The 23,565-nt window shown below is 42.8% G+C and carries 19 protein-coding genes and 1 pseudogene; 14 read left to right on the top strand and 6 right to left on the bottom strand.

All coding sequences use genetic code 11. The features are described 5' to 3' along the window. Positions 1-7 precede the first annotated feature (7 nt). Positions 8-2,421, top strand: a pseudogene (gene pheT / locus CJ483_RS07285) (phenylalanine--tRNA ligase subunit beta). Positions 2,422-2,598: 177 nt separating this feature from the next. Here pheT and rnhC read toward each other — a convergent pair. Then, positions 2,599-3,531 (bottom strand): ribonuclease HIII, encoded by a 933-nt coding sequence (gene rnhC / locus CJ483_RS07280; protein ID WP_120033563.1) that lies wholly within the window; start codon positions 3,529-3,531, stop codon positions 2,599-2,601. 91 nt (positions 3,532-3,622) lie between these two features. Here rnhC and zapA point away from each other — a divergent pair, with 91 nt between their 5' ends. The 5 genes from zapA to CJ483_RS07255 all read left to right on the top strand — a co-directional run bounded on the left by zapA (position 3,623) and on the right by CJ483_RS07255 (position 9,027). After that, complete coding sequence (zapA, locus tag CJ483_RS07275; RefSeq protein ID WP_120033561.1) at positions 3,623-3,883, top strand: cell division protein ZapA; 261 nt, start codon at positions 3,623-3,625, stop codon at positions 3,881-3,883. Continuing rightward, complete coding sequence (locus tag CJ483_RS07270) at positions 3,880-4,434, top strand: CvpA family protein (RefSeq protein WP_120033559.1); 555 nt, start codon at positions 3,880-3,882, stop codon at positions 4,432-4,434. Before zapA ends, CJ483_RS07270 begins: the two co-directional genes overlap by 4 nt. A gap of 82 nt (positions 4,435-4,516) precedes the next feature. Next, the gene (polX, locus tag CJ483_RS07265) at positions 4,517-6,232 is read left to right on the top strand and encodes a DNA polymerase/3'-5' exonuclease PolX (protein WP_120037847.1); all 1,716 of its coding nucleotides are present in this window, start codon (positions 4,517-4,519) and stop codon (positions 6,230-6,232) included. A 16-nt stretch (positions 6,233-6,248) separates the two neighbouring features. Beyond that, entirely contained in the window at positions 6,249-8,603 is a 2,355-nt protein-coding gene (locus CJ483_RS07260; protein ID WP_120033557.1) for an endonuclease MutS2, read from the top strand. Positions 8,604-8,619: 16 nt separating this feature from the next. Then, a complete protein-coding gene (locus CJ483_RS07255; protein WP_120033555.1) occupies positions 8,620-9,027 on the top strand; it encodes a DUF350 domain-containing protein in 408 nt (135 codons plus the stop codon). A 145-nt stretch (positions 9,028-9,172) separates the two neighbouring features. Here CJ483_RS07255 and CJ483_RS07250 read toward each other — a convergent pair whose 3' ends face one another. The 5 genes from CJ483_RS07250 to CJ483_RS07230 form a co-directional block, all read right to left on the bottom strand. After that, positions 9,173-10,078, bottom strand: a complete 906-nt coding sequence (locus tag CJ483_RS07250; protein ID WP_259455788.1) for a pyruvate kinase — start codon at positions 10,076-10,078, stop codon at positions 9,173-9,175. Positions 10,079-10,143: 65 nt separating this feature from the next. After that, positions 10,144-10,995, bottom strand: coding sequence for a pyruvate kinase (locus tag CJ483_RS07245; protein ID WP_120033551.1), 852 nt, complete (start codon positions 10,993-10,995; stop codon positions 10,144-10,146). 150 nt (positions 10,996-11,145) lie between these two features. Continuing rightward, entirely contained in the window at positions 11,146-11,595 is a 450-nt protein-coding gene (locus tag CJ483_RS07240; protein ID WP_120033549.1) for an Hsp20/alpha crystallin family protein, read from the bottom strand. Positions 11,596-11,725: 130 nt separating this feature from the next. Further along, positions 11,726-12,706, bottom strand: coding sequence for a 2-hydroxyacid dehydrogenase (locus tag CJ483_RS07235; protein ID WP_120033547.1), 981 nt, complete (start codon positions 12,704-12,706; stop codon positions 11,726-11,728). A gap of 13 nt (positions 12,707-12,719) precedes the next feature. Then, positions 12,720-13,706, bottom strand: coding sequence for a glycerophosphodiester phosphodiesterase family protein (locus CJ483_RS07230; RefSeq protein ID WP_120033545.1), 987 nt, complete (start codon positions 13,704-13,706; stop codon positions 12,720-12,722). A gap of 307 nt (positions 13,707-14,013) precedes the next feature. Here CJ483_RS07230 and CJ483_RS07225 point away from each other — a divergent pair, with 307 nt between their 5' ends. The 8 genes from CJ483_RS07225 (at position 14,014) to CJ483_RS07190 (ending at position 23,556) form a co-directional block, all read left to right on the top strand. Next, a complete protein-coding gene (locus tag CJ483_RS07225; protein ID WP_342753830.1) occupies positions 14,014-15,678 on the top strand; it encodes an amidohydrolase in 1,665 nt (554 codons plus the stop codon). Positions 15,679-15,783: 105 nt separating this feature from the next. Further along, the gene (locus tag CJ483_RS07220; protein WP_220702325.1) at positions 15,784-16,002 is read left to right on the top strand and encodes a DUF3311 domain-containing protein; all 219 of its coding nucleotides are present in this window, start codon (positions 15,784-15,786) and stop codon (positions 16,000-16,002) included. 17 nt (positions 16,003-16,019) lie between these two features. Then, complete coding sequence (locus CJ483_RS07215) at positions 16,020-17,492, top strand: sodium:solute symporter family protein (protein WP_220702324.1); 1,473 nt, start codon at positions 16,020-16,022, stop codon at positions 17,490-17,492. A gap of 345 nt (positions 17,493-17,837) precedes the next feature. Continuing rightward, positions 17,838-19,175, top strand: a complete 1,338-nt coding sequence (locus tag CJ483_RS07210; protein WP_120033538.1) for a helix-turn-helix domain-containing protein — start codon at positions 17,838-17,840, stop codon at positions 19,173-19,175. Positions 19,176-19,363: 188 nt separating this feature from the next. Then, complete coding sequence (locus CJ483_RS07205) at positions 19,364-20,215, top strand: VanW family protein (protein ID WP_120033536.1); 852 nt, start codon at positions 19,364-19,366, stop codon at positions 20,213-20,215. Between the two features lie 144 nt (positions 20,216-20,359). Next, a complete protein-coding gene (locus tag CJ483_RS07200) occupies positions 20,360-22,048 on the top strand; it encodes a long-chain-fatty-acid--CoA ligase (RefSeq protein WP_120033534.1) in 1,689 nt (562 codons plus the stop codon). 121 nt (positions 22,049-22,169) lie between these two features. Then, complete coding sequence (locus CJ483_RS07195; RefSeq protein ID WP_120033532.1) at positions 22,170-22,754, top strand: TetR/AcrR family transcriptional regulator; 585 nt, start codon at positions 22,170-22,172, stop codon at positions 22,752-22,754. A 31-nt stretch (positions 22,755-22,785) separates the two neighbouring features. Next, complete coding sequence (locus CJ483_RS07190; protein ID WP_120033530.1) at positions 22,786-23,556, top strand: enoyl-CoA hydratase; 771 nt, start codon at positions 22,786-22,788, stop codon at positions 23,554-23,556. The last annotated feature ends 9 nt before the right edge of the window (positions 23,557-23,565 follow it).

The raw sequence follows: 23,565 nt of genomic DNA, 5'->3' as shown, positions 1-23,565 counted from the left end.
GTAACTAATGTTTGTTTCATATAAATGGCTAAGCGAGTATGTCGACTTAGACGGCATGCCGGCAAAGGAATTAGCAGAAAAAATCACACGCAGCGGGATTGAAGTGGAAGGTGTAGAGGTGCTGGGTGAAGGCATTAAAGGTGTTGTCATCGGCCATGTTCTCGAAAAAGAACAGCATCCGAATGCCGACAAGCTGAATGTATGCCAAGTAGATATCGGTGAAGAAGAGCCGGTGCAAATTGTCTGTGGGGCGCCGAATGTAGATAAAGGGCAAAGAGTAGCTGTTGCCAAAGTAGGCGCTGTACTTCCGGGCAACTTTAAGATTAAAAAAGCAAAACTGCGCGGCGAAGCATCCAATGGAATGATCTGTTCTTTGCAAGAGCTAGGCATTGAAAGCAAGCTCGTTGCCAAAGAATATGCGGAAGGCATCTTTGTTTTTCCAAACGATGTGACACCAGGTGAAGATGCATTGCAGCAATTGAATCTAGATGATGAGGTGCTGGAGCTTGGCCTCACACCGAACCGTTCGGACTGCTTGAGTATGATTGGAGTGGCCTATGAAGTTGCCGCTATTCTTGATAAAGAAGTGAAGCTTCCAGAGATCAAAGTAGAAGAAGCGGCTGAGCGTACAGAGGATTGGATTAAAGTAAACATCGACGCGAAAGAAGATAATCCAATCTATATCGCCCGTATCGTGAAAGACGTGAAAATCGGCCCGTCACCGCTTTGGATGCAGGCACGTTTAATGGCAGAGGGCATCCGTCCGCACAATAATGTCGTTGATATTACGAACTATATTTTACTTGAATACGGCCAGCCGTTACATGCATTTGATTATGACCGGTTAGGCTCAAAAGAAATTGTCGTTCGTCGTGCACAAGACGGTGAACAGCTCGTTACGCTTGATAGTGCAGAACGGACATTATCATCTGAACATTTGCTAATTACCAATGGCGAAAAAGGGATTGCTCTAGCTGGTGTTATGGGGGAGCTAACTCAGAAGTAGAAGCTGATACAACGACTGTGTTAATTGAATCTGCTTATTTCAATGGGCAGCGCGTACGCCAGGCATCGAAGGATCACGGCCTTCGTTCTGAAGCGAGTGCCCGTTTTGAAAAGGGCGTTGACCCAAATCGTCTGCAGGCGGCAGCTGACCGTGCGGCGCAATTAATGGCTCTGTATGCTGGCGGCCAAGTGCTGGCAGGCAGCGTAGTAGCCGGTGAAATGGACCTTGAACCGAAAGTGGTATCAGTGACACTTGAAAAATTAAATCGTGTGCTTGGAACGCATTTACAAACGACAGAGGTAGAGGATATTTTCCGACGTTTAAAATTTGGGGTCACCCTTGATAATGATGAGTTTATCGTCACAGTACCAACTCGTCGCGGCGATATTACGATTTCAGAAGATCTAGTGGAAGAGGTAGCCCGTTTATACGGATATGATCATTTGCCGACAACCGTCCCGGTCGGCGCAACTTATCCAGGCGGCTTGACAGATTACCAGGAAAAACGTCGAGCGGTCCGCCGTTTCTTGGAAGGAGCCGGCTTAAATCAAGCGATCACTTATACGTTGACAAGTGAGAAAAAAGCGAAAGAATATGCATTGGATTCACGCGAGCCAATTAAGTTGGCGATGCCGATGAGCGAAGAGCATGCATATTTGCGCTTAAGCATTGTTCCTCAACTGTTGAGTGCTGTCGCTTATAATAATGCGCGTCAAATCGACTCACTCGCCCTTTACGAAATCGGCAGCGTCTTCTTGAAAGAGACGGATGCCGAGCTGCCAACAGAAGAAGAACATTTGTCCGGAGCGATTACCGGCTTATGGGAAGAACACTTATGGCAAGGTGAAAAGAAGGCCGTCGATTTCTTTGTAGCAAAAGGTGTGTTGGAAGGATTGTTTGCCAAGCTCGGCCTCTTGGAGCGAATCACATTCAAAAAAGCGGAAATCTCCGGCATGCACCCAGGGCGGACCGCTGTAGTCGAGCTCGATGGACAAGAGATTGGATTTGTTGGCCAGGTACATCCGCAACAGGCGAAAGCCCTTGATATAAAAGAAACATATGTGTTTGAATTGAAACTGAGCCCGCTCTTTACAGCAAAAACAGAGGCGGTTGCTTACGAGCCAATTCCGCGTTTCCCATCTATCACCCGTGATATTGCTCTCGTTGTCGATAGCAAGGTAGAGGCTGGCAAGCTTAAAGAGGTGATTGAAGGAGCCGGTGGAAAGCTGTTAAAAGATGTCCATGTATTTGATTTGTACGAAGGTGAGCATGTAGAGGCGGGTAAGAAGTCGATTGCCTTCTCACTTAAATACTTTGATCCAGAGAAAACCTTAACGGATGAAGAAGTTGTCAAGGTGCATAACGGCGTATTGGAAGCATTGAAAGAAAAAGCCGGGGCCGAATTAAGAAGCTAATATTTCTTTAAGCACTCCTATCTAATGAAGGGGTGCTTTTCTCATTTCTAAAAGGCTGTGCGCCTACAGCCCATAAAGCAGAAAAATGCTTATATAAATGAACAACTTGTCCTTCATAATCTAGAGACAGCCATGTAAGAAAAGCCGGCCCGATTGATCGGGTCCGGCTTTATTCCTTCAGCGCTTGCTCACAAGATTTAATGCTTTTTGTGTGTTAGCAAAATGCTTTTTTGTAAAGTGCGTCAGTGCCCCTTCTCCTTTTTCACGGATCAATCGGGCGGCAGCGACATCCACTTGGCTGCCAGCGCCTTTGGGAATCGGGAAGCCAGCTTCATTGCTTAATTCATCCATTTGTTTAACAAAGGCATAGCGAGCAATGATTGAGGCAGCAGCTACCGACAAGTGGATCCCTTCTCCTTTTGTGCTGAAAAACACATTTTCCCGGAATACGTCTTTTTGGTCTTGTAAATAACGATAATAGGTGTTCCTTTCGGCGAATTGATCAATTAGGACGGCATCGGGACGCTCTGGCGAGATTTTTTGATGCAAATTGATCAGCGCTTGATTATGAAGCAAAGCTTTTATTTTTCCTTGTGACATGCCTTTTTGCTGAAGAGCATTATATTTCTCGTTTCTTAAAATAAGCAGGCTGTACGGCACAACCTTAGCAATCTTCTTGGCAATGCTAATGATTTGCTTATCGGTTAGATCCTTGGAATCACGGACCCCTATTGCTCGCAGTTCATCTAGCTGTTCTTTTCTTACCAATGCGCTAACAACGGTAATGGGGCCAAAATAATCACCGGTTCCGACTTCATCACTGCCAATAACCGACATTTCAGAGAATCCGGGCGGCAATAGGGCAGGCGCTGGTTTTTTTTTCTTAGCAGGAGCAGCTTTTGCTTGTTCCCCTTGCCATTTTTCCGCTTCCAATAGAGCATCTTTCCCTTGAAACAAAACTTTTCCTGAGCGATAGCCAGTAATCGTGCAGGCAGCCGTTTTAGCTGTGAAGATGGCTCCCGCTGGCAACTTGCCAGTGGCCTGAGAAGCATAATGGGTTTTCATTTCCGAAAGGGTCGTGCTTGATACGTTCAAAACAGTGTGACTCATCTAGAATCTCTCCTTTATACTTGCGGCTTTTCATGGCTTCCTGCTCATGGTATGATAACAGATAGGATTCTTTACGAATGGGGGCATTCCATTGTCGAATGAAGAGAAAAACCGGACTACGGTTGACATATACGGACATCATTATACAATTGTCGGCACGGAATCGAAAAGTCATATCCGGCATGTCGCCCGTTTGGTCGATGAAAAAATGCGGGAAATCAAAATGAAGAATCCTGTGCTTGATTTGAATAAAATAGCAGTATTAGCTGCTGTAAATACAGTTCATGATTATGTGAAATTACAGGAAGAAATGGAACTATTAAAAGAAGAATTAAGAGAATTAAAGGGATGACCAATATGATTGATATTATTTTAATTGTTTTATTGCTTGCCGGTATTGTCATTGGCTTAAAGCGAGGATTTATTTTGCAATTTTTTCATATAGCAGGATCGATTATTGCTATCATCGCCGCTCTTGCACTTCGGGAACAAGTGGCACCCGTGTTAAAAGCGTGGATTCCTATGCCACCGGTTGATCAAAGTCTGTCGTTTAGTTTAGTAGCCTCTGGCTTTGAATCTTTTTATTATGGAGCGATTGCTTTTATTCTTGTTTTTATTCTAGTAAAAATTGTTTTATCTATGCTAGGCTCTTTCTTGGATGCCATTGCCCATATCCCGATTTTGAGGGAAGTGAATAAAGTGGGCGGAGGCGTTCTCGGCTTTGTGGAAATTTATCTTGTCTTATTTGTGATCGTGTATCTTGGCATGCTGCTACCTACTGAAGTCTCTTCCATGATTGCTAACTCATCCATTGCCGGCTATATGATCCATCATACACCTTATTTGTCAGATGCGCTCAAAAATTTTGAGTCGCTTGCCCAATTGAACCGCTTCTCTTTTTGAAAGAGAAGTTTTTGTTTTGTCTGGCTTTTCTGTTACTATTAAAATGGAGAAAATGATCGATTTTGAAAGCATGGTGACGACAATGATCAATAAAAAAGATATTATTCGTTTGTTGGAAAAAATCGCGATATATATGGAATTAAAAGGGGAAAATCCGTTTAAAATTTCGGCTTTTCGAAAGGCGGCGGCTGCTTTAGAAACAGATGATCGCAGCCTGGCTGAAATTGATGATATGACAAAAATCCCCGGGATTGGCAAGGGTACAAGCGCCGTTATTAAAGAATATTTGGAGACCGGCGAATCTGCTACGTTAAAAGAATTGCAGGAAGAAGTACCTGCCGGACTTGTTCCTTTACTACAGCTGCCGGGACTCGGCGGCAAAAAAATTGCTAAGTTATATAAAGAGCTAAATGTAAAAAATATAGAAGACTTGCAAGAAGTTTGCGAACTGAAAAAAGTGCGTGAGCTGCCTGGGTTTGGAGCGAAAACAGAAGAAAAGATTCTTGCTGCCATCGAAGAGGCCGGAAAGCGCCCAGAAAGATTGCCGATCTCATACATGCTGCCGCTTGCTGAATCGATTGAGCGACATCTTGCTGATATGTCAGGGATTCAGCGGTTCTCACGGGCAGGAAGTTTACGCCGTCTCCGAGAAACGATTAAAGATCTGGATTTCATTATCGCTGCTGACAAAGCCGCTGCAGTCAAGGAGCAATTACTAGCGCTTCCAGGAATTAAAGAAGTGATTGCAGCAGGAGAGACAAAAGTTTCGGTCGTTATTGCCGGAGATTGGGACGTATCAGTTGATTTCCGTATCGTCACAGTGGAAGAATTTGCTTCTACTCTGCATCATTTCACGGGCTCGAAAGACCATAATGTCCGCATGCGCCAGCTGGCAAAAGAACGCGGGGAGAAAATTAGCGAATATGGTGTTGAATCGAATGAGACGGGAGAAATAACTACATTTGAAACGGAAGAAGCTTTCTATCATCATTTTCAACTGCCATGGATTCCTCCAGAGATTCGGGAGGATGGAACAGAAGTGGAACAGTTTCCTGGATTTGGGCGTCTCATCCACCTAGACGACATCAAAGGGGATGTCCATATGCATACGACTTGGTCAGATGGGGCCTATTCGCTCGAAGAAATGGTAGAGGCCTGCCGGGCTAAGGGATATGAGTATATGGCCATTACTGATCACTCGCGCTTTTTAAAGGTAGCCAACGGTTTGTCGATTGAGCGACTGCTAAAGCAAAATGAAGAAATTCGCCAGCTAAACGCGCAATACGAAGATATTGAAATTTTGTCGGGGATTGAAATGGACATCCTTCCAGATGGCACATTGGATTACGATGATGAAATATTGAGCCAGCTCGATTTTGTTATCGCTTCAATCCACTCAAGTTTTTCACAACCATGTGAAACGATTATGGAACGGTTGAAAACAGCTTTGTTGAATCCACATGTTGATTTGATTGCCCATCCAACCGGCCGGCTGATTGGGCGGCGTGACGGTTACGATGTAGATATGGAGAGGCTTATCCAACTGGCAAAAGAAACAAATACGGCTCTTGAATTGAATGCTAATCCACATCGATTAGATCTATCTGCAGAACATTTGAAGCAGGCTCAGGCTGCCGGCGTGAAAATATTTATTAATACAGATGCCCATGCCATTGAACATCTTGACTTCATGGAAGTTGGGGCTAAGGCTGCAAGAAAAGGATGGCTCCGTTCAGAAACGGTTGTCAACACTTACAGCAAAGAAGAATTTTTAGCATTTATTAATCGAAACAAATAGGGAGGAATCCTGTTACGTGAATAAGAAGGTATTAAAAACTCTTGAGTTTGACAAAATTAAGCAGCAGCTTGCTGAACATGCGGCTTCCAGCTTAGGGAGAGAGCAGGCAGAAGGATTGAAGCCATCTGTCTCTTACGATGAAGTGGTCCGTCTCCAGGAAGAAACCGATGAGGCGGCGCGCGTGCTTCGTCTTAAGGGGCATGCACCGCTCGGCGGTATCTATAATGTCCGGCCGCAAGTAAAACGGGCACAAATCGGCGGTATGTTGAATGGAATGGAATTTGTCCAAGTAGCAAGCACCATTTATGCTGGCCGTATGATGAAGCAATTTATTCATGATTTAGTGGAAGAAGGGGAAGACTTACCGATCCTTTCTGAAAAAGCAGAGCAGCTGCCGGTGTTGACACCGCTTGAACACCGGATTAAACATACAGTTGATGAGCATGGCGGCGTTCTTGACTCGGCCAGTGAAACTCTTCGTCATATCCGCCAGCAGCTTCGTGCGAATGAAAGCCGAATTCGCGGAAAGCTTGAGAGTTTGATTCGCGGAAGCAATGCTCAAAAGATGCTCTCCGATACCATTATTACAATTAGAAACGACCGCTACGTAATTCCTGTAAAGCAGGAGTACAGAGGACACTACGGCGGCATTGTTCATGACCAGTCTTCATCCGGACAAACGCTATTTATTGAACCCGAGTCTATTGTGCAAATGAATAACCAAATCCGGGAGTTTAAATTGAAGGAACAATTGGAGATTGAACGGATTTTCACTGAATTAACGGTGGAAGTTGAACAGCATGGAGAAGAGCTCTATTATTTAACCGGCTTGCTTGGCGAACTTGATTTTATGTTTATGAAAGCAAAGTTCGGCCGGGTAATTAAAGGGTCAAAACCGTTAGTGAATGAAAACGGCTATATTCGTCTGAATAAAGCTCGTCACCCGCTTTTGCCTATCGATGAGGCAGTAGCAAATGATATTGAATTTGGAAAAGAATATACGACGATCTTAATTACTGGACCGAACACCGGAGGAAAAACAGTAACATTAAAAACTGTCGGTCTTACAACACTCATGGCTCAGGCCGGCCTGCCTATTCCGGCCCTTGATGGATCAGAAACAGCTGTGTTTGGCTCCATTTTTGCTGATATTGGGGATGAGCAATCTATTGAACAAAGCTTGAGTACCTTTTCATCTCATATGGTGAACATTGTTGACATTTTAGAGCAGGTAGACCATGACAGCCTGGTGTTGTTTGATGAGCTTGGCGCCGGTACTGATCCTCAGGAAGGGGCGGCTCTTGCGATGGCTATCCTCGACGATGTGCATAATCGTGGCGCTCGTGTCATCGCGACTACCCATTATCCGGAACTGAAGGCGTATGGTTACAACCGTGAAGGGGTTGTCAATGCAAGTGTTGAATTTAACGTGGAAACGCTCAGTCCTACGTACCGGCTGTTAATTGGTGTGCCGGGACGAAGCAATGCCTTTGAAATTTCCAGCCGTCTAGGCCTTAATGACAATGTTATTCAGCAGGCGCGAAGCTTGATTGGTGCGGATACAAATGAAGTAGATCAGATGATTGCTTCGCTCGAGCAAGCGCGCAGAAAAGCGGAAGAGGAAGAACGAGAAGCTCGTGAATATTTGAAAATGGCTGAACAGTTCCATAAAGAAATGCAAAAGCAAATGCAAGAATATTATGCCCATAAAGAGGAGCTTGCTGAAAAGGCGCGCAAGCAAGCGGCAGATATTGTGGAGAAAGCGAAAGCAGAAGCCGAAGAGGTGATTCGTGACCTGCGCACGATGAGGCTTGAGAAGCAGGCAGATGTGAAGGAACATGAATTGATTGAAGCCAAGCGACGTTTGACAGAAGCGGTACCAGAGACGAAGAAAGCACCGAAGAAGAAGGTAGCATCTACGGAACGAGTGCTAAAGCCGGGAGATGAAGTAAAAGTTCTTAGTTTTGATCAAAAGGGGACGCTTCTTGAAAAGGCCGGGGACAAAGAATGGAATGTGCAAATCGGCATCATGAAAATGAAGGTGAAAGAAAGCGATCTGCAATTTATGAAGTCAGAGAAAAAAGCAGAGCCGAAACCGCTTGCCACGGTGCGTGGAAAAGATTATCATGTCAGCCTCGAACTTGACTTGCGCGGCGAGCGTTATGAAGATGCATTAGCAAGGTTGGAGAAATATATTGATGACGCTTTGCTTGCCGGATATCCGCGTGTTTCTATCATTCACGGCAAAGGAACAGGAGCGCTCAGAAAAGGCGTTCAGGATTATTTGAAAAATCATCGCTCGGTAAAACGCACGCGCTTTGGTGAAGCTGGAGAAGGTGGCAGCGGCGTGACTGTCGTCGAATTAAAATAAGAGGGGCTTTATATGTATGAACCAGTTTTGGGAAAATGAATTTATACAGCTTGCCGGTTATTACAGTGTCGTTGTTGTCTGTATTATACTAGCGTTAGCCTTGTTTGAACTGGTAACTAAATACCGCAACTGGGAAGAAATAAAAAAAGGAAATATGGCTGTTGCAATGGCAACTGGCGGAAAAATATTTGGACTGGCAAACATTTTCCGCCACTCTATTGCCCATAACGATACGGTGTTGACAATGATTGGATGGGGAGCATTTGGCTTTGTTTTATTGCTAGCGGGTTATTTTATTTTTGAGTTTTTAACTCCCCGTTTTAAAATTGATGAAGAAATTGAAAATGACAATCGTGCTGTCGGCTTTATCTCTATGGTTATTTCTGTCGGGTTGTCTTATGTCATCGGTGCAGCTTTAGATTAATAAGGAGCATAAGAACTATGGAAACATTAGCGAAAGTATTGCTGGCCCTGTGTGGCGTTTTTCTTATCATCGGTATAATTTATTTAACATTTATCGCCTAAAACGAAAAAACCTTTTCTAGTATATTCAGAAAAGGTTTTTTCATTTAGATAATAAGTGGATCCTGTTTATGGGTGAAGGGTGAAGGGCGTGTAATCATCTCGTTCTGCTCTTTTACTTGCGAGATGACAAAAAGGGCATCTGTTAAAAATGAAAGTGTTTCTTTCATAAAGGGTCCTTTATTTAACATTAAACAATCAAATTCACTTCCAAAGGACAAATCGGCCAATTCGGAACGAGAAGGGATTCCTTTTTTAGCTAATGATTCTAACACTTGTGTGGCAAGGATAACCGGCACATGAGAGGCACGGCATAGCGATAAAATTTCTTCTTGGACCACTGGCAATTGCTGAAAACCTATCTCGATTGCTAAATCGCCTCTTGCTATCATAATGCCAAATTTTGAAAAAGTCAGCCCTTCCAGCAGAATGGATGAGAAGTTATGAATCGCTTCTTTCGTTTCAATTTTGGCAACGACAGCTAATTCTTTTTTTGGATATCTTTGAAGAAGTTCCTGCAGCTTTCTCAGGTCTTCGGGGCCATGTACAAATGAGATGCCTGCTATATCTGCGTGCTCACAGATAAATGCAAGATCTTTCTCATCTTTTTCTGTTAAGGCCGGAACCGTTAGATGAACCTTGCAGTCAGGAAGGTTGATTCCTTTGTTTTCTTTAATGGTTAGGCTCATGTCTGGCGATAAGATCTCTGCCACAATAAATTCATCGTTGTGCTCTCTTACTACAGACTGTATTTTGCCATCATCAATAAAGATTCTGTCCCCTTCCCGGACAGATGCAAACGCTTCGGGGAGACTAACTGAAAGGCAGGCAGCTATTGGACCGGCGACAGGAAAGCCCTCCATTTCGCTATTTAAATAAATTTTTAAAAAGTCCCCCTTTTTGACTTTAATTTGAATCGGTGATTTCTCCAAGTTAGTTACGAGTAATTCTATTTGGCCGTCCGTGCTGCTAAGTTTTGTATTCTCATAAATATAAGCAGTTTCTTCAAGACTTACAACTAAACCGCTGGGGAGATCTCAGTAATTAAGAATTTTCTCCTTTTGTTCCGGAGATCAATAAAGTAGAGAAAATCTCCTTCGCTGAAATGCCGGAATTGTTCACAAGGACAGGTGTGAAGAATAAAATCATATTCCTCGTCATATAATCGTTTTGTCGTCGTTGGCTGCCAGCTTATAAGGCCTTTTTTCTTTTCAAGAGGACGGCCGAATCGATCTTTTTTTATTCCTAATTTTAAAGGATAGGTTGTTTTTTGTAGCGGGCCAATTCTAATTTTCGGGCCTGAAAGATCCATATAAATTTGGCACTTCTTCTCCTCATATTCTCCTTTCCTTCTTAATTGATCTTCCGCGCAACGAATCGCATCGATCACCTTTTTCCATGCTGATGCCTCGCCGTAAGCACAGTTAATTCGGGCAATGGACATCCCATTCAGCAAAAACCGCTTGATAGCGGAGGGAGAGGCCATTTGGCTGTCTAACGTGACCATCACATGAGGCAAATTTGGGTAGCGTCTTTTTCCGAATACGTCTTCACTGCGCTCTCTTGATAGCGCATGCACCTCTTGGGAAGGAGGAGACGGGGGAGGAAAGCTGTCTAAATGGGAACAAAGGGTACGTAGGCTTTGGATGACATACTGCTCTGAGCTCAAACAGAGCCCTCTATTACGAAGAGTGGTTGCAAATTTAGAATGTATATTGTTTTTATAGGCGAGGTAGGCCAGTAAGTTCTGTGCGCTGAACGGATGGAGGACACGTGGGTGCATAAACGGGGCAAGTGCTGCCTGATTCACCGCTTTTTCATATAGTGTCCACGCCAGCTTAACTAATTCATCATGGGAAAAGTCGCACATTTATCTATCCACCCCAGTGTAAAAGTGATTCATCCTTTATTTTATTCAGGAGATATGGAATTTTTTCTTACCGTCTGGTAGGAAAAATAGCAACTCCAACCCCTTTGATTTCTGCTATAAAAATACAAAACTCCTTGAACATCAAGGAGTTTATTCAATATTAAGAAGTCGTTTGCAATGATATTGTTTTGGAGTGATAATTCTTAACAGGCCATTTTTATAAGTGGCTCTAGTCTCTTTTTCTGAAATAAGAAAAGGCAGTGTGATGAATTTCTCCATTCTTTGCAAGGTTTGTTTTTTATGAAAGTAGGCCTTTTTATCATCATGTTCTTCGATCGTCCCTGAACTTTCCGCTGAAATGCGTAACCGGTCTCCGAGTATTTCGACTTGAATCTGCGCCCGTTCATACCCTGGCAGGTCCGCCTCGATAATGATATCGGAATCTGTTTCATACGAGTCAACAGAGAACAACATATTATGATGGATAAACGTGTCTAGATATTTAAATGATTCACCGAAAAAAGAGTCAATAGACTTTACCAAATGATGAAGTGAACCATCGAATAATCCTGGAAGGTTGCTTTTCTTAAATGACATCATACATCTGCCCCTTTCCTATTAGCTATCAATAACAAAATATGTTGAAAAGGGCGAAATGCGACTATTTATTGGTCAGCTTTAAACATTTCTTGTTATGCAAACCCATTCAATTGAAAAAACAGGGATCTGTTTATCGGTTGAGCTTTACCTCTTTATTTATCAAATTTGGAGGAAGCTTTCCGCTCAAACCTGCTTGAAGATTGTTAGCGGCTACTACAGACATCTTATGTTCGGTTTCAGCTGTAGATGAGCCAATATGCGGCAATGTAACTAGGTTCTTGCATGTTAAAAGTTTATGGCCGGCAGGAAGAGGCTCTTCTGTAAATACATCGGTGCCTGCCGCCCAAATTGTTCCGTTTTCAAGCGCATGATAAAGGGCGTCTTCATCTACGTTTTGTCCTCGTGAGCCGTTAATAAAGATAGCCGTTTGTTTCATCTTTTTAAATTCCTCATGGCTAATGAGCTGTTTGGTTTCAGGAGAGGCTGGCACCATTAAACAGACAAAATCGGACTCTGCAAGCAGCTCATCCATCGAAACATAGGAAGCGTTTAACCAATTTTCTGCCTCAAGCTTTCTTGAACGGTTATGATAGAGAATCTCCATATCGAATCCAAAGTGACCCCGTTTGGCAATTGCCTGTCCAATCCGGCCCATCCCGATAATGCCGAGCTTTTTATGGTGAACATCTATTCCGAAAAGGTGAGGAGGCAAAAGTTCGTTCCACTGTTCGCTTTTTACATAATGATCCAGTTCAGCGATTCGGCGGGCTGCCGCAAGGAGAAGCCCAAAGATTGCATCTGCTGTTGTATCAGTCAGCACATCCGGCGTATTCGTTGCCATAATGCCGCGCTGTGATAGCTCGTCTACTGGCAGGTTGTCATAGCCAACAGAAACGTTAGAAATAATTTTTAATTCAGGAGCTAGATCAAGCAGCTCCTTTGTCACTTTTAGATCAAGCCCAATCACGCCAGAAGCTTTCTTCAGCGTTTGGACAAAAAAAGGATCATCCAGGTATTCGTTTTTTTCAAAGTATATGACTTCATAGTCTTCTTTCAGTTGTGTAATTACTTCAGGAGATACGCGATTATAAGCAAGAATAACCTTCTTCATAGTTACACCCCTCTTATTGTTTACTATAAATCTTTCCAACTTTCTCTATGGTGTTCGTCCAAATGCCGCCTGTGTAATTCTGCGGAAGTCTCTTTAAATCTTCTTCAGAATCAAAGCCCGAGGAGAAATCGCTGCCGTTGCCGCCGACAATAATTGTACGGACGTTGGCCTTGTCCATTCTGTTAAGGAATTTATCCGGCCATCCCCAAAGGAAGGGGGCAATCTTCTCTGGAACATGAATTTCAGTATTCTGACAGTCTTTAGAGACATAACCACTCCACCCAGAAGCAATATAAGGAATGAGACAGGCCTTCATTGTTTGTTTTGACATCACTCTCAATTCCGGCATTTGTTTCTGCAATTCTGCTATCGGTTCATCGCCGCCATACACAGTCAGCTGTTTTAAACGCTCTTTAGAAAAATCGGACAAATATTTGGCAAGCAGAGCCCCTTCCTTAGGGTCATTACTCTTTATATGAATGAGAAATGGCTTGTTGGGAAATTGATTCATCACTTCAGTAAGGGAAGGCATAAGGTTGACACCTTTTCCTCTAAAAGGGTAAGTTTTTCCGCCATCCGCTGTGTAACCGTAGCCGATGTCTAATTTTTTCAATTCAGCCATCGTGTAGTCACGGGTTACGCCGGTACCGTTTGTTCGGCAATCTAGTGTCCAATCATGAAAAACAGCAAACTGATTATCTTTCGTTATATGTACATCCAATTCGACAATGTCTGCTCCTGCTTGAAAAGCTGCTTTCATTGAAGGAATAGTGTTTTCGAGAAACTCATGTTCAGGCGGGTGAATTCTTTCCGCTGTACATGTATCATTTTCCACGCCTGCAAGATCGAAGGTTTGTGCCACTCCCCGATGTGCGATCAGCAACGGCTTGCCTTCCCTTTCTGTTACGAACAGTGAGCTGTTGTTGACATACACAAAAATTACTAATAAGACAAGAACTAGACTAATCTTGCTCTTTATTATTCTTCTAAAAAGTTTCACAAGTCTCCCCCCGTACACAATGTTTTTCTTTCCTACTTGTGAATCATATACAAATATAAGCTTTTAAACAATATTTAATGAGATCGCTGAATCAAAAAGCCGAAATTACATATTTCCAAGCTTTTCTTTCTCAAGTTCTAATAAAGGTCCACTTATGGTTATTGTAAGAAATTATTATTTTTATTACCATTGTTTAAAAGAAAAATCAGAATATTTTTTCTTTTTGCAAACGCATACAAGATGAGTCATACCTTGATTTGAATAAAAAAGGAGAGGGATGAGCAAATGAAACAAAAGAAGGTGGTTTATGATGATTAAACCGGATGTTTTATTGACAAATGCTAATGTGATTACTTTAGATAAGGAAGGACGACGCGGGGGCTCTGTGTCTGTAACGAACGGCCGTATTAGCGGGATTTGGCCGGAAGCTGAACCGCCAAAGAGCGATGTTGAATTGACAAGACATACGCAAGTCATCAATTTAAAGGGCGGCACGCTGCTTCCAGGTTTTATTGATACGCATAATCACTTGCTAATGTATGCCCAATTTCGCCAGCAAGCGAATTGCAGCAGTCCGCTCAATAAAAGCATTAGTGATATCCAAGGTCAGCTTTTGCAATTAGCGCAGAAAACTAAAAGGAACCAATGGGTCTTGGGCTATGGATACGATGATACTCTCCTGAAAGAGAAGCGTCACCCGACCCGTGAGGAATTGGACGCTGTTGTTCCTCATCATCCTGTTTTAATTAGGCACATCTCTGCCCATTTTGCTGTTGTCAATTCTGCTGCGCTAAGGCTCGCTGGAATAGATGAGCAAATAACCGATCCGCCAGGAGGCCACTTTGGAAGAGATGGAGCAGGAAAATTAAATGGTGTATTGTACGAGCTTCCAGCTATGAGTCTGATTGAGTCAAAAATCCCTGTTCCTTCCGTAGAGGAGTTAGTTTCCTTATTAGGAGAAGCATCCACAGATTATCTAGCTCAGGGAATCACGACAAATACAGATGCCGGTGTTGGACTGAACATAGGAATAGAGGAACTTGAAGCCCATATCCAGGCAGTAGCCGGGGGGCAAAATCCAATGCGTATGCAATTAATGATTATGCACCATCTTCTGAGAGAGAATAATGCATTTGGAGGGGTATCCGCCAAAGAACTGGATGAGGATATCCGTCTTCGGTCTAAAGGAAGAGCTCGTCTGGACAGTGCTAAATTGTTTCAAGATGGATCTATTCAAGGGCTGACGGCAGCGTTGCGAGAGCCTTATTATAGCAATTCTGAGTTATATGGTGACTTGATCCATGAGCAGAGGGATTTTAATTTAGAAGTGCTGGATCTGCACAAACGCGGTTATCGAGTGACAATACATGGCAATGGCGACCGGGCGATCGCATCTAATTTAGATGCTTTTGAGTTTGCTTTAACTAATCATCCCCGCAGAGACCATCGCCATCGCATCGAGCACGTGCAAACAGCGACAACGGCCGATCTGGACCGAATGAAGAAATTAGGTGTAGCCGGCTCATTTTTCATTAATCATGTTTATTACTGGGGAGACCGTCATGAAAAAATGTTTCTCGGACCGGAAAGAGCGGCCAGAATAAATCCAATAAAAGATGCGCTGGATCGTGATCTACTGTTTACGCTGCATTCAGACTGTCCGGTGACTCCTATCTCTCCGCTGTTTTCCGTTTGGGCGGCAGTCAACCGTTTAACGAAGGAGGGCAAAGTATTAGGAGCAGATCAAACATGTGATGTGGAAAATGCTTTAAAGTCGATGACGATGTGGGGAGCTGTGCTTAATTTTGATGAACAACATTCCGGCAGCATTGAATTAGGAAAAAGAGCGGACTTTACCCTTCTGGCAGAAGATCCTACAAAAGTTCAGCCGCAAGAAATTAAAGATATTGAAATCATGGCCACGTTGATCGACGGCGGTGTAGTCTACGAGAATAAAATGTGTGTATTGTAGTTACCCATTTATGGGAACCTGAAGTCCTGCAGAAGGCTAAATTTATTTGTTTTCTTAAGTAGGTAAACAAGTTTTTGCTGAATCAGCGGAAAGGTGGAGATGGCGTTGGCATCACGTCAAATAGGAAGTTTGTTCATCGGTATCGGCATACCGTTCCTGGCGATTTTGGGAGTTGTTCCGTTTATTGCTACAGCGGATGTGAGCGTTCTAGGGTTCCCTATTCTTTATTTTTGGATATTTCTCTGGTTTCCGTTGACTACTCTTTGTCTTTGCCTCTCTTGGCACTTCTTTGACCGGCATCAATACGAGGATGAAAAAAATTGACAAAAAAGGGGTAGTGAATGATGACAGTTTTCGTTTTCGGATTCATTTTACTTTTGTCATTGGGCATCGCACTAAATAGCCGTGGGAAAAAGAAGAAAATGGATGTGGAAGAGTACCTGGTTGGAGGCCGGTCATTCAGCGGGATTTTACTTTTCTTTCTGGCGGTGGGGGAAATATATAGCATAGGGACGATGATTGGCTTTCCGGGAGGTATTTATGCAAAAGGCCCAAGCTATGGACTATGGTTTTTAGGCTACATTCTATTAGCGTACCCTATTGGCTATTTTTTCGCTCCGTTGCTTTGGAGAACAGGCAAGAAGTATGGGGCAATGACGATTCCCGATTTATTTAAAGGTCACTATTCCAACCGCAGTTTAGAGTTGGTAGTGACGTTATCTGCGTTGCTTTTTTTGATTCCTTGGGGACAGCTGCAATTCGAGGGGCTCATTGTTGCCCTTAGCTCCTTGGGCTTTAATTTGTCACCTGCAGCAGCGGTCATCATTGCTGGATGTATAGCTTTTCTTTATATTTCAGTGTCAGGTGTGAAGGCTCCAGCAATGATTTCTATTTTAAAGGACATTTTAATGTTCCTAGCTATTATTATTGCGGGGATAGCTGTTATTAGGGAAGCGAACGGCATTTCTAACCTATTTTCCATGGCAAAAGAACAAGGGGCCTCAGTGACTATAGACCAGCCTGAAAGTTTAGTTTTCAGTTTGACAACCATTTTCTTTCAAGCATTAGCTTTATATTGCATGCCGCTTATTGCATCCGTCATTTTTACTGGCAAATCGGAGGGAACAATCAAAAAAACACAAAGATTTATGCCGCTTTATATGCTGATGTATCCTTTCTTAATTCTCTCTTCTTACTTTGCTTTAGTCCATATTCCAAATTTGCAAAATCCTAACCAAGCATTTATGGCTACTGTAATGTCTATTCTTCCCGAATGGGCGGTTGGACTTGTAGCCGCAGGGGCCGCTCTTTCTGGAATTTTGGTGCTGGCGATTACAAGTTTAACTGTCGGTGGACTCGTCTCGAGAAATTTAATGCCAGCCGTTCCGGAAAATTCTCAAAGAAAATGGGTGCAAACGATCGTTGTTCTTTATCTTTTAAGCTCAATGGCACTAACCTTGCTCGCACCAAGCTTAATGTTAAATTTAATCAATACAGCATACTATGGATATGGACAATTTTTGCCGGGGTTATTGGCTATCTTTTTCTCCCGTACCATCAAACCATTGGGAATAGCTGCTGGCTTAATTACCGGTAACGTATTTGCCTTAAGTATGCACTTGATTGAAATCAATCTGTTTAACATAAATATAGGATTGATTGCACTTGTCTTGAACTTTATTGTGACTTATATAGTAAGTATGGTTACGAAAAAACAATCAGCAGGAAAAGAGCCTGTGGCACGGAAATCAAATGGTTCAGATGCTAAATCCAAGGAGGAATTTAAAGGCACACCGCCTGTTGCAGCTAAATAAAGGAATGGTTAAAAAGTTCATCTTCAGTCATTCCTGTATAATATTTGACAGGAGCTGGTGTTCTCGGATAGGGAACACCAGCTTTTTATTACTTTTTCGTACAGGGATCTATAAATATCCGTATTGATATTTGCATGGGAGTTGCGAAGGCACTCCGTCATGCATGGTGTGGAGTCAAGGGCATCATTCAATATTCTACAGAATGACGGAGAGAGAGGATTGTGTTGAAAGCGACGCGGCTGGAGTGCAAATAAACACTCATTATTACGGAGTCTAATACATAAAAATCAATTCATGATAAAATATTTATAATATTCAGAAACAAGAGAGAGGGGGGATACATATTTGAAGATTAAAGTAGCTGTATTCGGGGCACCTGACCTGGTGGAACTAGTAATGATGGTTGGAAAACAGTTTGAAGATCTCGATTTGCTTCAAGCCGTTTATACTCATCCAGATCAGGTAGTAGAGCTGGTGGAAAAGTATCATGAGGAGGCAGATATTTTATTATTTGCGGCCCCTGTCCCTTATTTATTGGCGCGTGATTATTTAAATCACTTCGCTATGGAGTTGAATAAGCCAATGATTTTTATTCCGTATACTGAAGCTTCTTTTTACCGGGGGCTTTTTATGGCTTTTAAGCAAACAGGGGTGAGTGCGGATAAATTATATTTCAGCATTGATTACCTTCCTGAAACAGGTGCGCAGGAGTGCTTAGAAGAGTTAGAGATCAACGTCGAAAAAATGTATAAAAAGAAATGCAAGCTTTATCAGGATCTGGACAAACTTTTTCATTTTCATTATGAATTATGGAAGCAAGGGAAAATTGTGTCGGCTATGACGAGTTATTATCTTGTTTATGAAAAGCTAAAAAAAATGAAGATCCCTGTTTTTCGAGTTACACCAGCAAAATCAGCTATTCGACATACGTTACAGCAAGTATTGCTTGAAGGGAAAAGCCTCTACCAAACGGAAAGCCAAATTGCCATCATGATTGTCGGTTTTAATCGCAAGGCCGACCAATCGAAGGAGAGTGTAGCTAAACACACTAGTAAGCAAAGAGAAGAAATGTTACAACAGATTATTACTCAATACGGAGAAGATATCCAAGCTTTAAGTGACTGGTCAGAACAGGGTGACATCCGGCTTATTACGACGAGAGGGGAGATCGAGCAGCATACCCAATCTTTTCGAAAATTTCCTATGCTGCAACCTGTGCGCAACAAGTTAAACATCCCTGTTTTCTTTGGGATTGGATTTGGACATACAGCAAACGAAGCAGAACTAAAAGCGAACGAGGCTTTTTCTAAAGCTAAATCCACCGGCAATAGCAACTGTTTTGTTGTTGAATCAGATGGGAAAGTGCACGGTCCAGTTGGAGAACCTTTCCAACTGGAATATACAGTGCGTAGCAAGGACCCTAGCCGGCTTTTGATTGCCAAACAAGCCGGATTAAGTATTGGAACGATCAACAAGTTAATTTCATTTAATGAAAGCTGCGGAAATAAAACGATCACTGCCGGCGATTTAGCCGATGGTTTTGGGATCACATCGCGAAGTGCGCGCAGAATTTTAAGCAAGCTTGAGCAACATAACTACGCCCGAATCATTGGAGAGGAGCAGCCAGTCAATAAAGGGCGCCCCCGCCAAATATACCAATTGACCCTAGATGATAGGCCTTGATAGGAGGAGGTAAAATAACGCCTAAAAAGAAGAAAGACATTGTTGCGCTTTACAAGCCGATATCGGCTCTTTTCTAACTCATGAAAGTTCCTTAACTAACTGTTTGAAATATCTTTACCATACATGAAATTTTCTCTGCCACTAATACTAAGCAGAGGAGGTCATGTCATGATAAAAAAATTGCTTTTATGCTTCTTTTATTTTTGGCGGTATCTCCGCTTGTGCCTCAAGCACAGAGTTTTACCGTTACAGATGAAAATATAAATGAGACCGTTACGCGTAATCATTTTCTTCTTTTTCCAACAGAAACCTCATTTATGGACTTAAACAAGCTGCAAGTATTCATGAATCGTTTAGACAAAAAAGTGTATAAGGAACCGGTCAACGCTACCTTGAATGAAGGAGGAGAAATTGTTCCTGCACAGTCAGGAACAGCTCTTGACCGAGAGGAATTCATCAAGCAATTTTACACCTTTTTTTATGGGGGCCAATCAACCGCAATAGCCATTCCGAAGAAAGGAGTTTATCCAAAAGTTGACAGCGAGCTGTTGGCAGAAATTAGCACGAGGGAAATTGGCCGCTTCACTACTTATTTTGCGGAAAGCAACAAGGAACGTTCTTACAATATTTTTCTTGCAACAAAGGCGGTTAATAACTATGTGCTGTTTCCAGGAGAGACGTTTTCCTTTAATAAAGTGGTTGGCGAACGCACAGAAGCGAAAGGATATAAGCGCGCGCCAGTCATTGTTAAGGGAGAGCTTGCAGAAGATATTGGGGGAGGGATATGCCAGGTTTCTTCCACATTGTTTAATGCGGTAAATGTAAAGGGGATTCAAATTGTCGAGCGTTATTCACATAGTAGAAGAGTCCCGTATGTCCCGCCGGGAAAAGATGCTACAGTTAGCTGGTGGGGGCCGGATTTTGCATTTAAAAACGAATATAACTACCCCATCCTAATCAGGGCAACCTCAAGAAACGGTAAAATGATGATCCGGATATTATCATCGGAGGACGTCCGGATGAGGACTAATAATAAATAAAACGAAGGGTCTCCAGCTTTTTGTTTGTAAAAGTGAAACGGTTTGTCACTGGGCTTTGCCTTTTCCATATGGCAAAGCCTTCTTAGATGGTTTATAATTGAAAGGAATATTTTTAATATTCAAAATGAACGGGGAGGGATGGAAATGAGTATTCGGCCTTGGCTTGCGAATTATCCGGAAGAGATACCCGCTTCACTTACCTATGAAGAACAGCCTGTTCAATCGTATTTAACAAAAGCAGCAAAAGAGCACCCCAACAAAATAGCTATTCATTTTATGGGAAAAGAGTTAACATTTAAGGAAGTATATGAATCTTCTTTGAAAATGGGGCGCTATTTAAAAAAACTCGGTGTTAAAAAAGGAGAACGGGTGGCGATTATGCTTCCTAATAGTCCGCAGGCAGTGATCAGTTATTTCGGCGTCTTGTATGCCGGGGGAATCGTCGTTCAGACAAATCCTCTGTATACGGAAAGAGAAATCGAATATCAAATGAAGGACTCAGGCTCCATCGTAGTTATCACCTTGGACATTTTATATCCTCGTGTACGGCAGGTAATGAAACATACAAACTTGCAGCATATTATTGTAACCGCTATCAAGGACTATCTCCCCTTTCCAAAAAATATTATTTATCCTTTTATACAGACAAAACAAACGGGGTTGAGAGTGTATGTGGAAGAGCGGGGGACAAATCATGAGTTTACACGCATCATGGAAAGGGAGTCAGCCGAAGAGCTAACCGTTCCTTTCCGTTTTAATGAGGATCTTGCCCTGATCCAATATACTGGAGGAACAACGGGGTTTCCGAAAGGTGTTATGCTTACTCATAAAAACCTTATCGCCAATACATCAATGTGTGCTTCATGGATGTATAAGTGTAAAAAAGGAGAAGAAGTAATTTTAGGGATCTTGCCATTCTTTCATGTATACGGTATGACCACAGTTATGATATTGTCAATTATGCAAGCTTATAAAATGGTGCTTTTGCCTAAATTTGATGTAAAGACGACACTAAAGACTATTGAAAAGCAACGCCCTACACTATTTCCGGGTGCCCCCACGATTTATATTGCCCTGTTAAATGATCCTGATTTGAAGAAATACAACTTATCTTCCATTGGCTCATGTCTTAGTGGCTCAGCACCGCTGCCTGCAGAAGTGCAGCAAAAGTTCGAGAGAGTTACTGGAGGAAAGCTTGTGGAAGGGTATGGGCTATCTGAAACTTCCCCGGTCACTCATTCAAACTTTCTATGGGATAGCGAGCGGGTAAAAGGCAGCATCGGTGTTCCCTGGCCGGATACAGAGGCAGCTATTTTATCGATGGAGACTGGAGAGGTCCTGCCGCCAGGAGAAGTTGGAGAAATTGTAATTAAGGGCCCGCAAGTGATGAAAGGGTATTGGAACCGGCCGGAAGAAACGGAAATGGCTTTCAAGAACGGCTGGCTATTAACCGGGGATGTCGGCTATATGAATGAAGATGGTTATTTCTTTGTTGTTGATAGAAAGAAGGATATGATCCTTGCAGGCGGCTACAATATTTACCCTCGAGAAATCGAGGAGGTGTTATATGAGCATGAGGCGATACAGGAGGTCGTAGTGGCAGGCGTGCCAGATTCATATCGCGGTGAAACGGTGAAGGCCTATATCGTCTTAAAAGACGGCTATTCAACGACAGAAGAGGAATTAAATATATTTGCGCGCGCCCATCTGGCCGCTTACAAAGTACCAAGAATCTATGAATTCCGAAAGGAGCTGCCGAAGACAGCCGTCGGTAAAATTTTGAGACGCACATTAGTGGATGAAGAAAAAAGGAAACAAGAGAAAACAAGCTAAGTAGAGCCAAAAGAAAACTGCTTGTCCCCTCTTGACTCTTCTTTCTTAAAACGGTAAGATAAAAACATGAATGAATAGTCATTCATTTTATTGATGCTGAAAGATTGGGAGGGGGCAGCCTGTGAAAAGGAACAAACCAAAATACCACCAAATTATAGATGCTGCTGTTATAGCGATTGCAGAAAACGGCTACCACCAGGCTCAGGTTGCAAAAATAGCCAAGCAAGCTGGAGTCGCAGACGGCACAATCTATCTGTATTTTAAAAATAAAGAAGACATATTAATTTCATTGTTTCAAGAAAAAATGGGAAGTTTTGTGAAGAAAATTCAAGAAGCTTTAGCAGGAAAAAACACAGCCGCGGAGAAGTTATTATTATTGGTGGACCATCACTTTACCATGTTGTCAGAAGACAGGCATTTAGCTGTAGTCACCCAGCTGGAGCTTAGACAATCAAATAAAGAACTTCGCCTGAAAATTAATGCCGTGCTGAAAGGCTATTTGTTGCTGATTGATGAAATATTAAAGGAAGGCATCGAGAAAGATGAATTCAGGCCGTCACTGAACGTTCAGCTTGCAAGACAAATGATTTTTGGAACGATTGACGAAACGGTTACAACCTGGGTGATGAATGATCAAAAGTATTCTCTTCCAGCGCTTGCTCCTGAAGTAGGGGATATGCTGCTAAATGGTTTTTCTATTCACTGATCTATTGTCAGGCACAAGGGGAGGTAAGAAAATGGAGTACATATCATGGAAAAGAGAGGGCCGGACGGCAGAAATTCTTATTCAAAGACCGCCGGCTAATGCTCTCTCGAGTGCGTTGATCGCTGACATTGAGCAAGCGTTCAGCGAGATCGAACAAGATCATGAAGTCCGTGTCGTTCTTATCAGCGGAGAAGGAAGATTCTTTTCAGCCGGTGCAGACATTAAGGAATTTACAACAGTAAGCAACGGCAAAGAATTCACTGAGCTTGCTGCTCGTGGGCAGCGAGTATTTGAACGGATTGAGAATTTTTCAAAACCGGTTATCGCCGCTATTCATGGCGCAGCGCTTGGCGGCGGTCTGGAATTGGCGATGAGCTGTCATATCCGTCTTGTTTCAGAACAGGCCAGACTTGGCTTGCCAGAGCTTTCCCTTGGACTCGTTCCTGGATTTGCGGGATCACAGCGTCTTCCGCGATATGTCGGAACTGCAAAAGCGGCAGAATTACTGCTGACGAGTGAGCCAATTACCGGCATAGAGGCCGCTCAATTAGGGCTGGCCAATCACGCTTATCCGGAGGAAGAATTGCTCTCCAAGGCGCGCGAAATGGCCGCTAAAATTGCTCTTAAAAGTCCAATTAGCATGAAAGCAACGATTGAATTGCTTAATTTTTCAAAGCATGCCGAGTATTACAAAGGGGCAGAGAGAGAAGCAGAGCTGTTCGGTGAAGTATTCGAGTCTCAAGATGCCAAGGAAGGAATTAGCGCTTTTATTGAGAAAAGACAGCCGGAGTTTAAGGGGTAATTCATTTTT

This window comes from Bacillus sp. PK3_68, assembly GCF_003600835.1.
Lineage (GTDB): Bacteria > Bacillota > Bacilli > Bacillales > Domibacillaceae > Pseudobacillus.
The sequence above is the reverse complement of the archived record's forward strand: the minus strand, read 5'-3'. Positions and strand labels throughout refer to the sequence as shown.

Coding starts and splice junctions, on each gene's coding strand:
- CJ483_RS07190 (WP_120033530.1), top strand. CDS start 22,786: ATGGAGTACATATCATGGAAAAGAGAGGGCCGGACGGCAGAAATTCTT.
- CJ483_RS07255 (WP_120033555.1), top strand. CDS start 8,620: ATGAACCAGTTTTGGGAAAATGAATTTATACAGCTTGCCGGTTATTAC.
- CJ483_RS07245 (WP_120033551.1), bottom strand. CDS start 10,995: ATGTGCGACTTTTCCCATGATGAATTAGTTAAGCTGGCGTGGACACTA.
- polX (WP_120037847.1), top strand. CDS start 4,517: ATGATCAATAAAAAAGATATTATTCGTTTGTTGGAAAAAATCGCGATA.
- CJ483_RS07200 (WP_120033534.1), top strand. CDS start 20,360: ATGAGTATTCGGCCTTGGCTTGCGAATTATCCGGAAGAGATACCCGCT.
- rnhC (WP_120033563.1), bottom strand. CDS start 3,531: ATGAGTCACACTGTTTTGAACGTATCAAGCACGACCCTTTCGGAAATG.
- CJ483_RS07205 (WP_120033536.1), top strand. CDS start 19,364: ATGCTTCTTTTATTTTTGGCGGTATCTCCGCTTGTGCCTCAAGCACAG.
- CJ483_RS07215 (WP_220702324.1), top strand. CDS start 16,020: ATGATGACAGTTTTCGTTTTCGGATTCATTTTACTTTTGTCATTGGGC.
- CJ483_RS07240 (WP_120033549.1), bottom strand. CDS start 11,595: ATGATGTCATTTAAGAAAAGCAACCTTCCAGGATTATTCGATGGTTCA.
- CJ483_RS07235 (WP_120033547.1), bottom strand. CDS start 12,706: ATGAAGAAGGTTATTCTTGCTTATAATCGCGTATCTCCTGAAGTAATT.
- CJ483_RS07270 (WP_120033559.1), top strand. CDS start 3,880: ATGACCAATATGATTGATATTATTTTAATTGTTTTATTGCTTGCCGGT.
- CJ483_RS07225 (WP_342753830.1), top strand. CDS start 14,014: ATGATGATTAAACCGGATGTTTTATTGACAAATGCTAATGTGATTACT.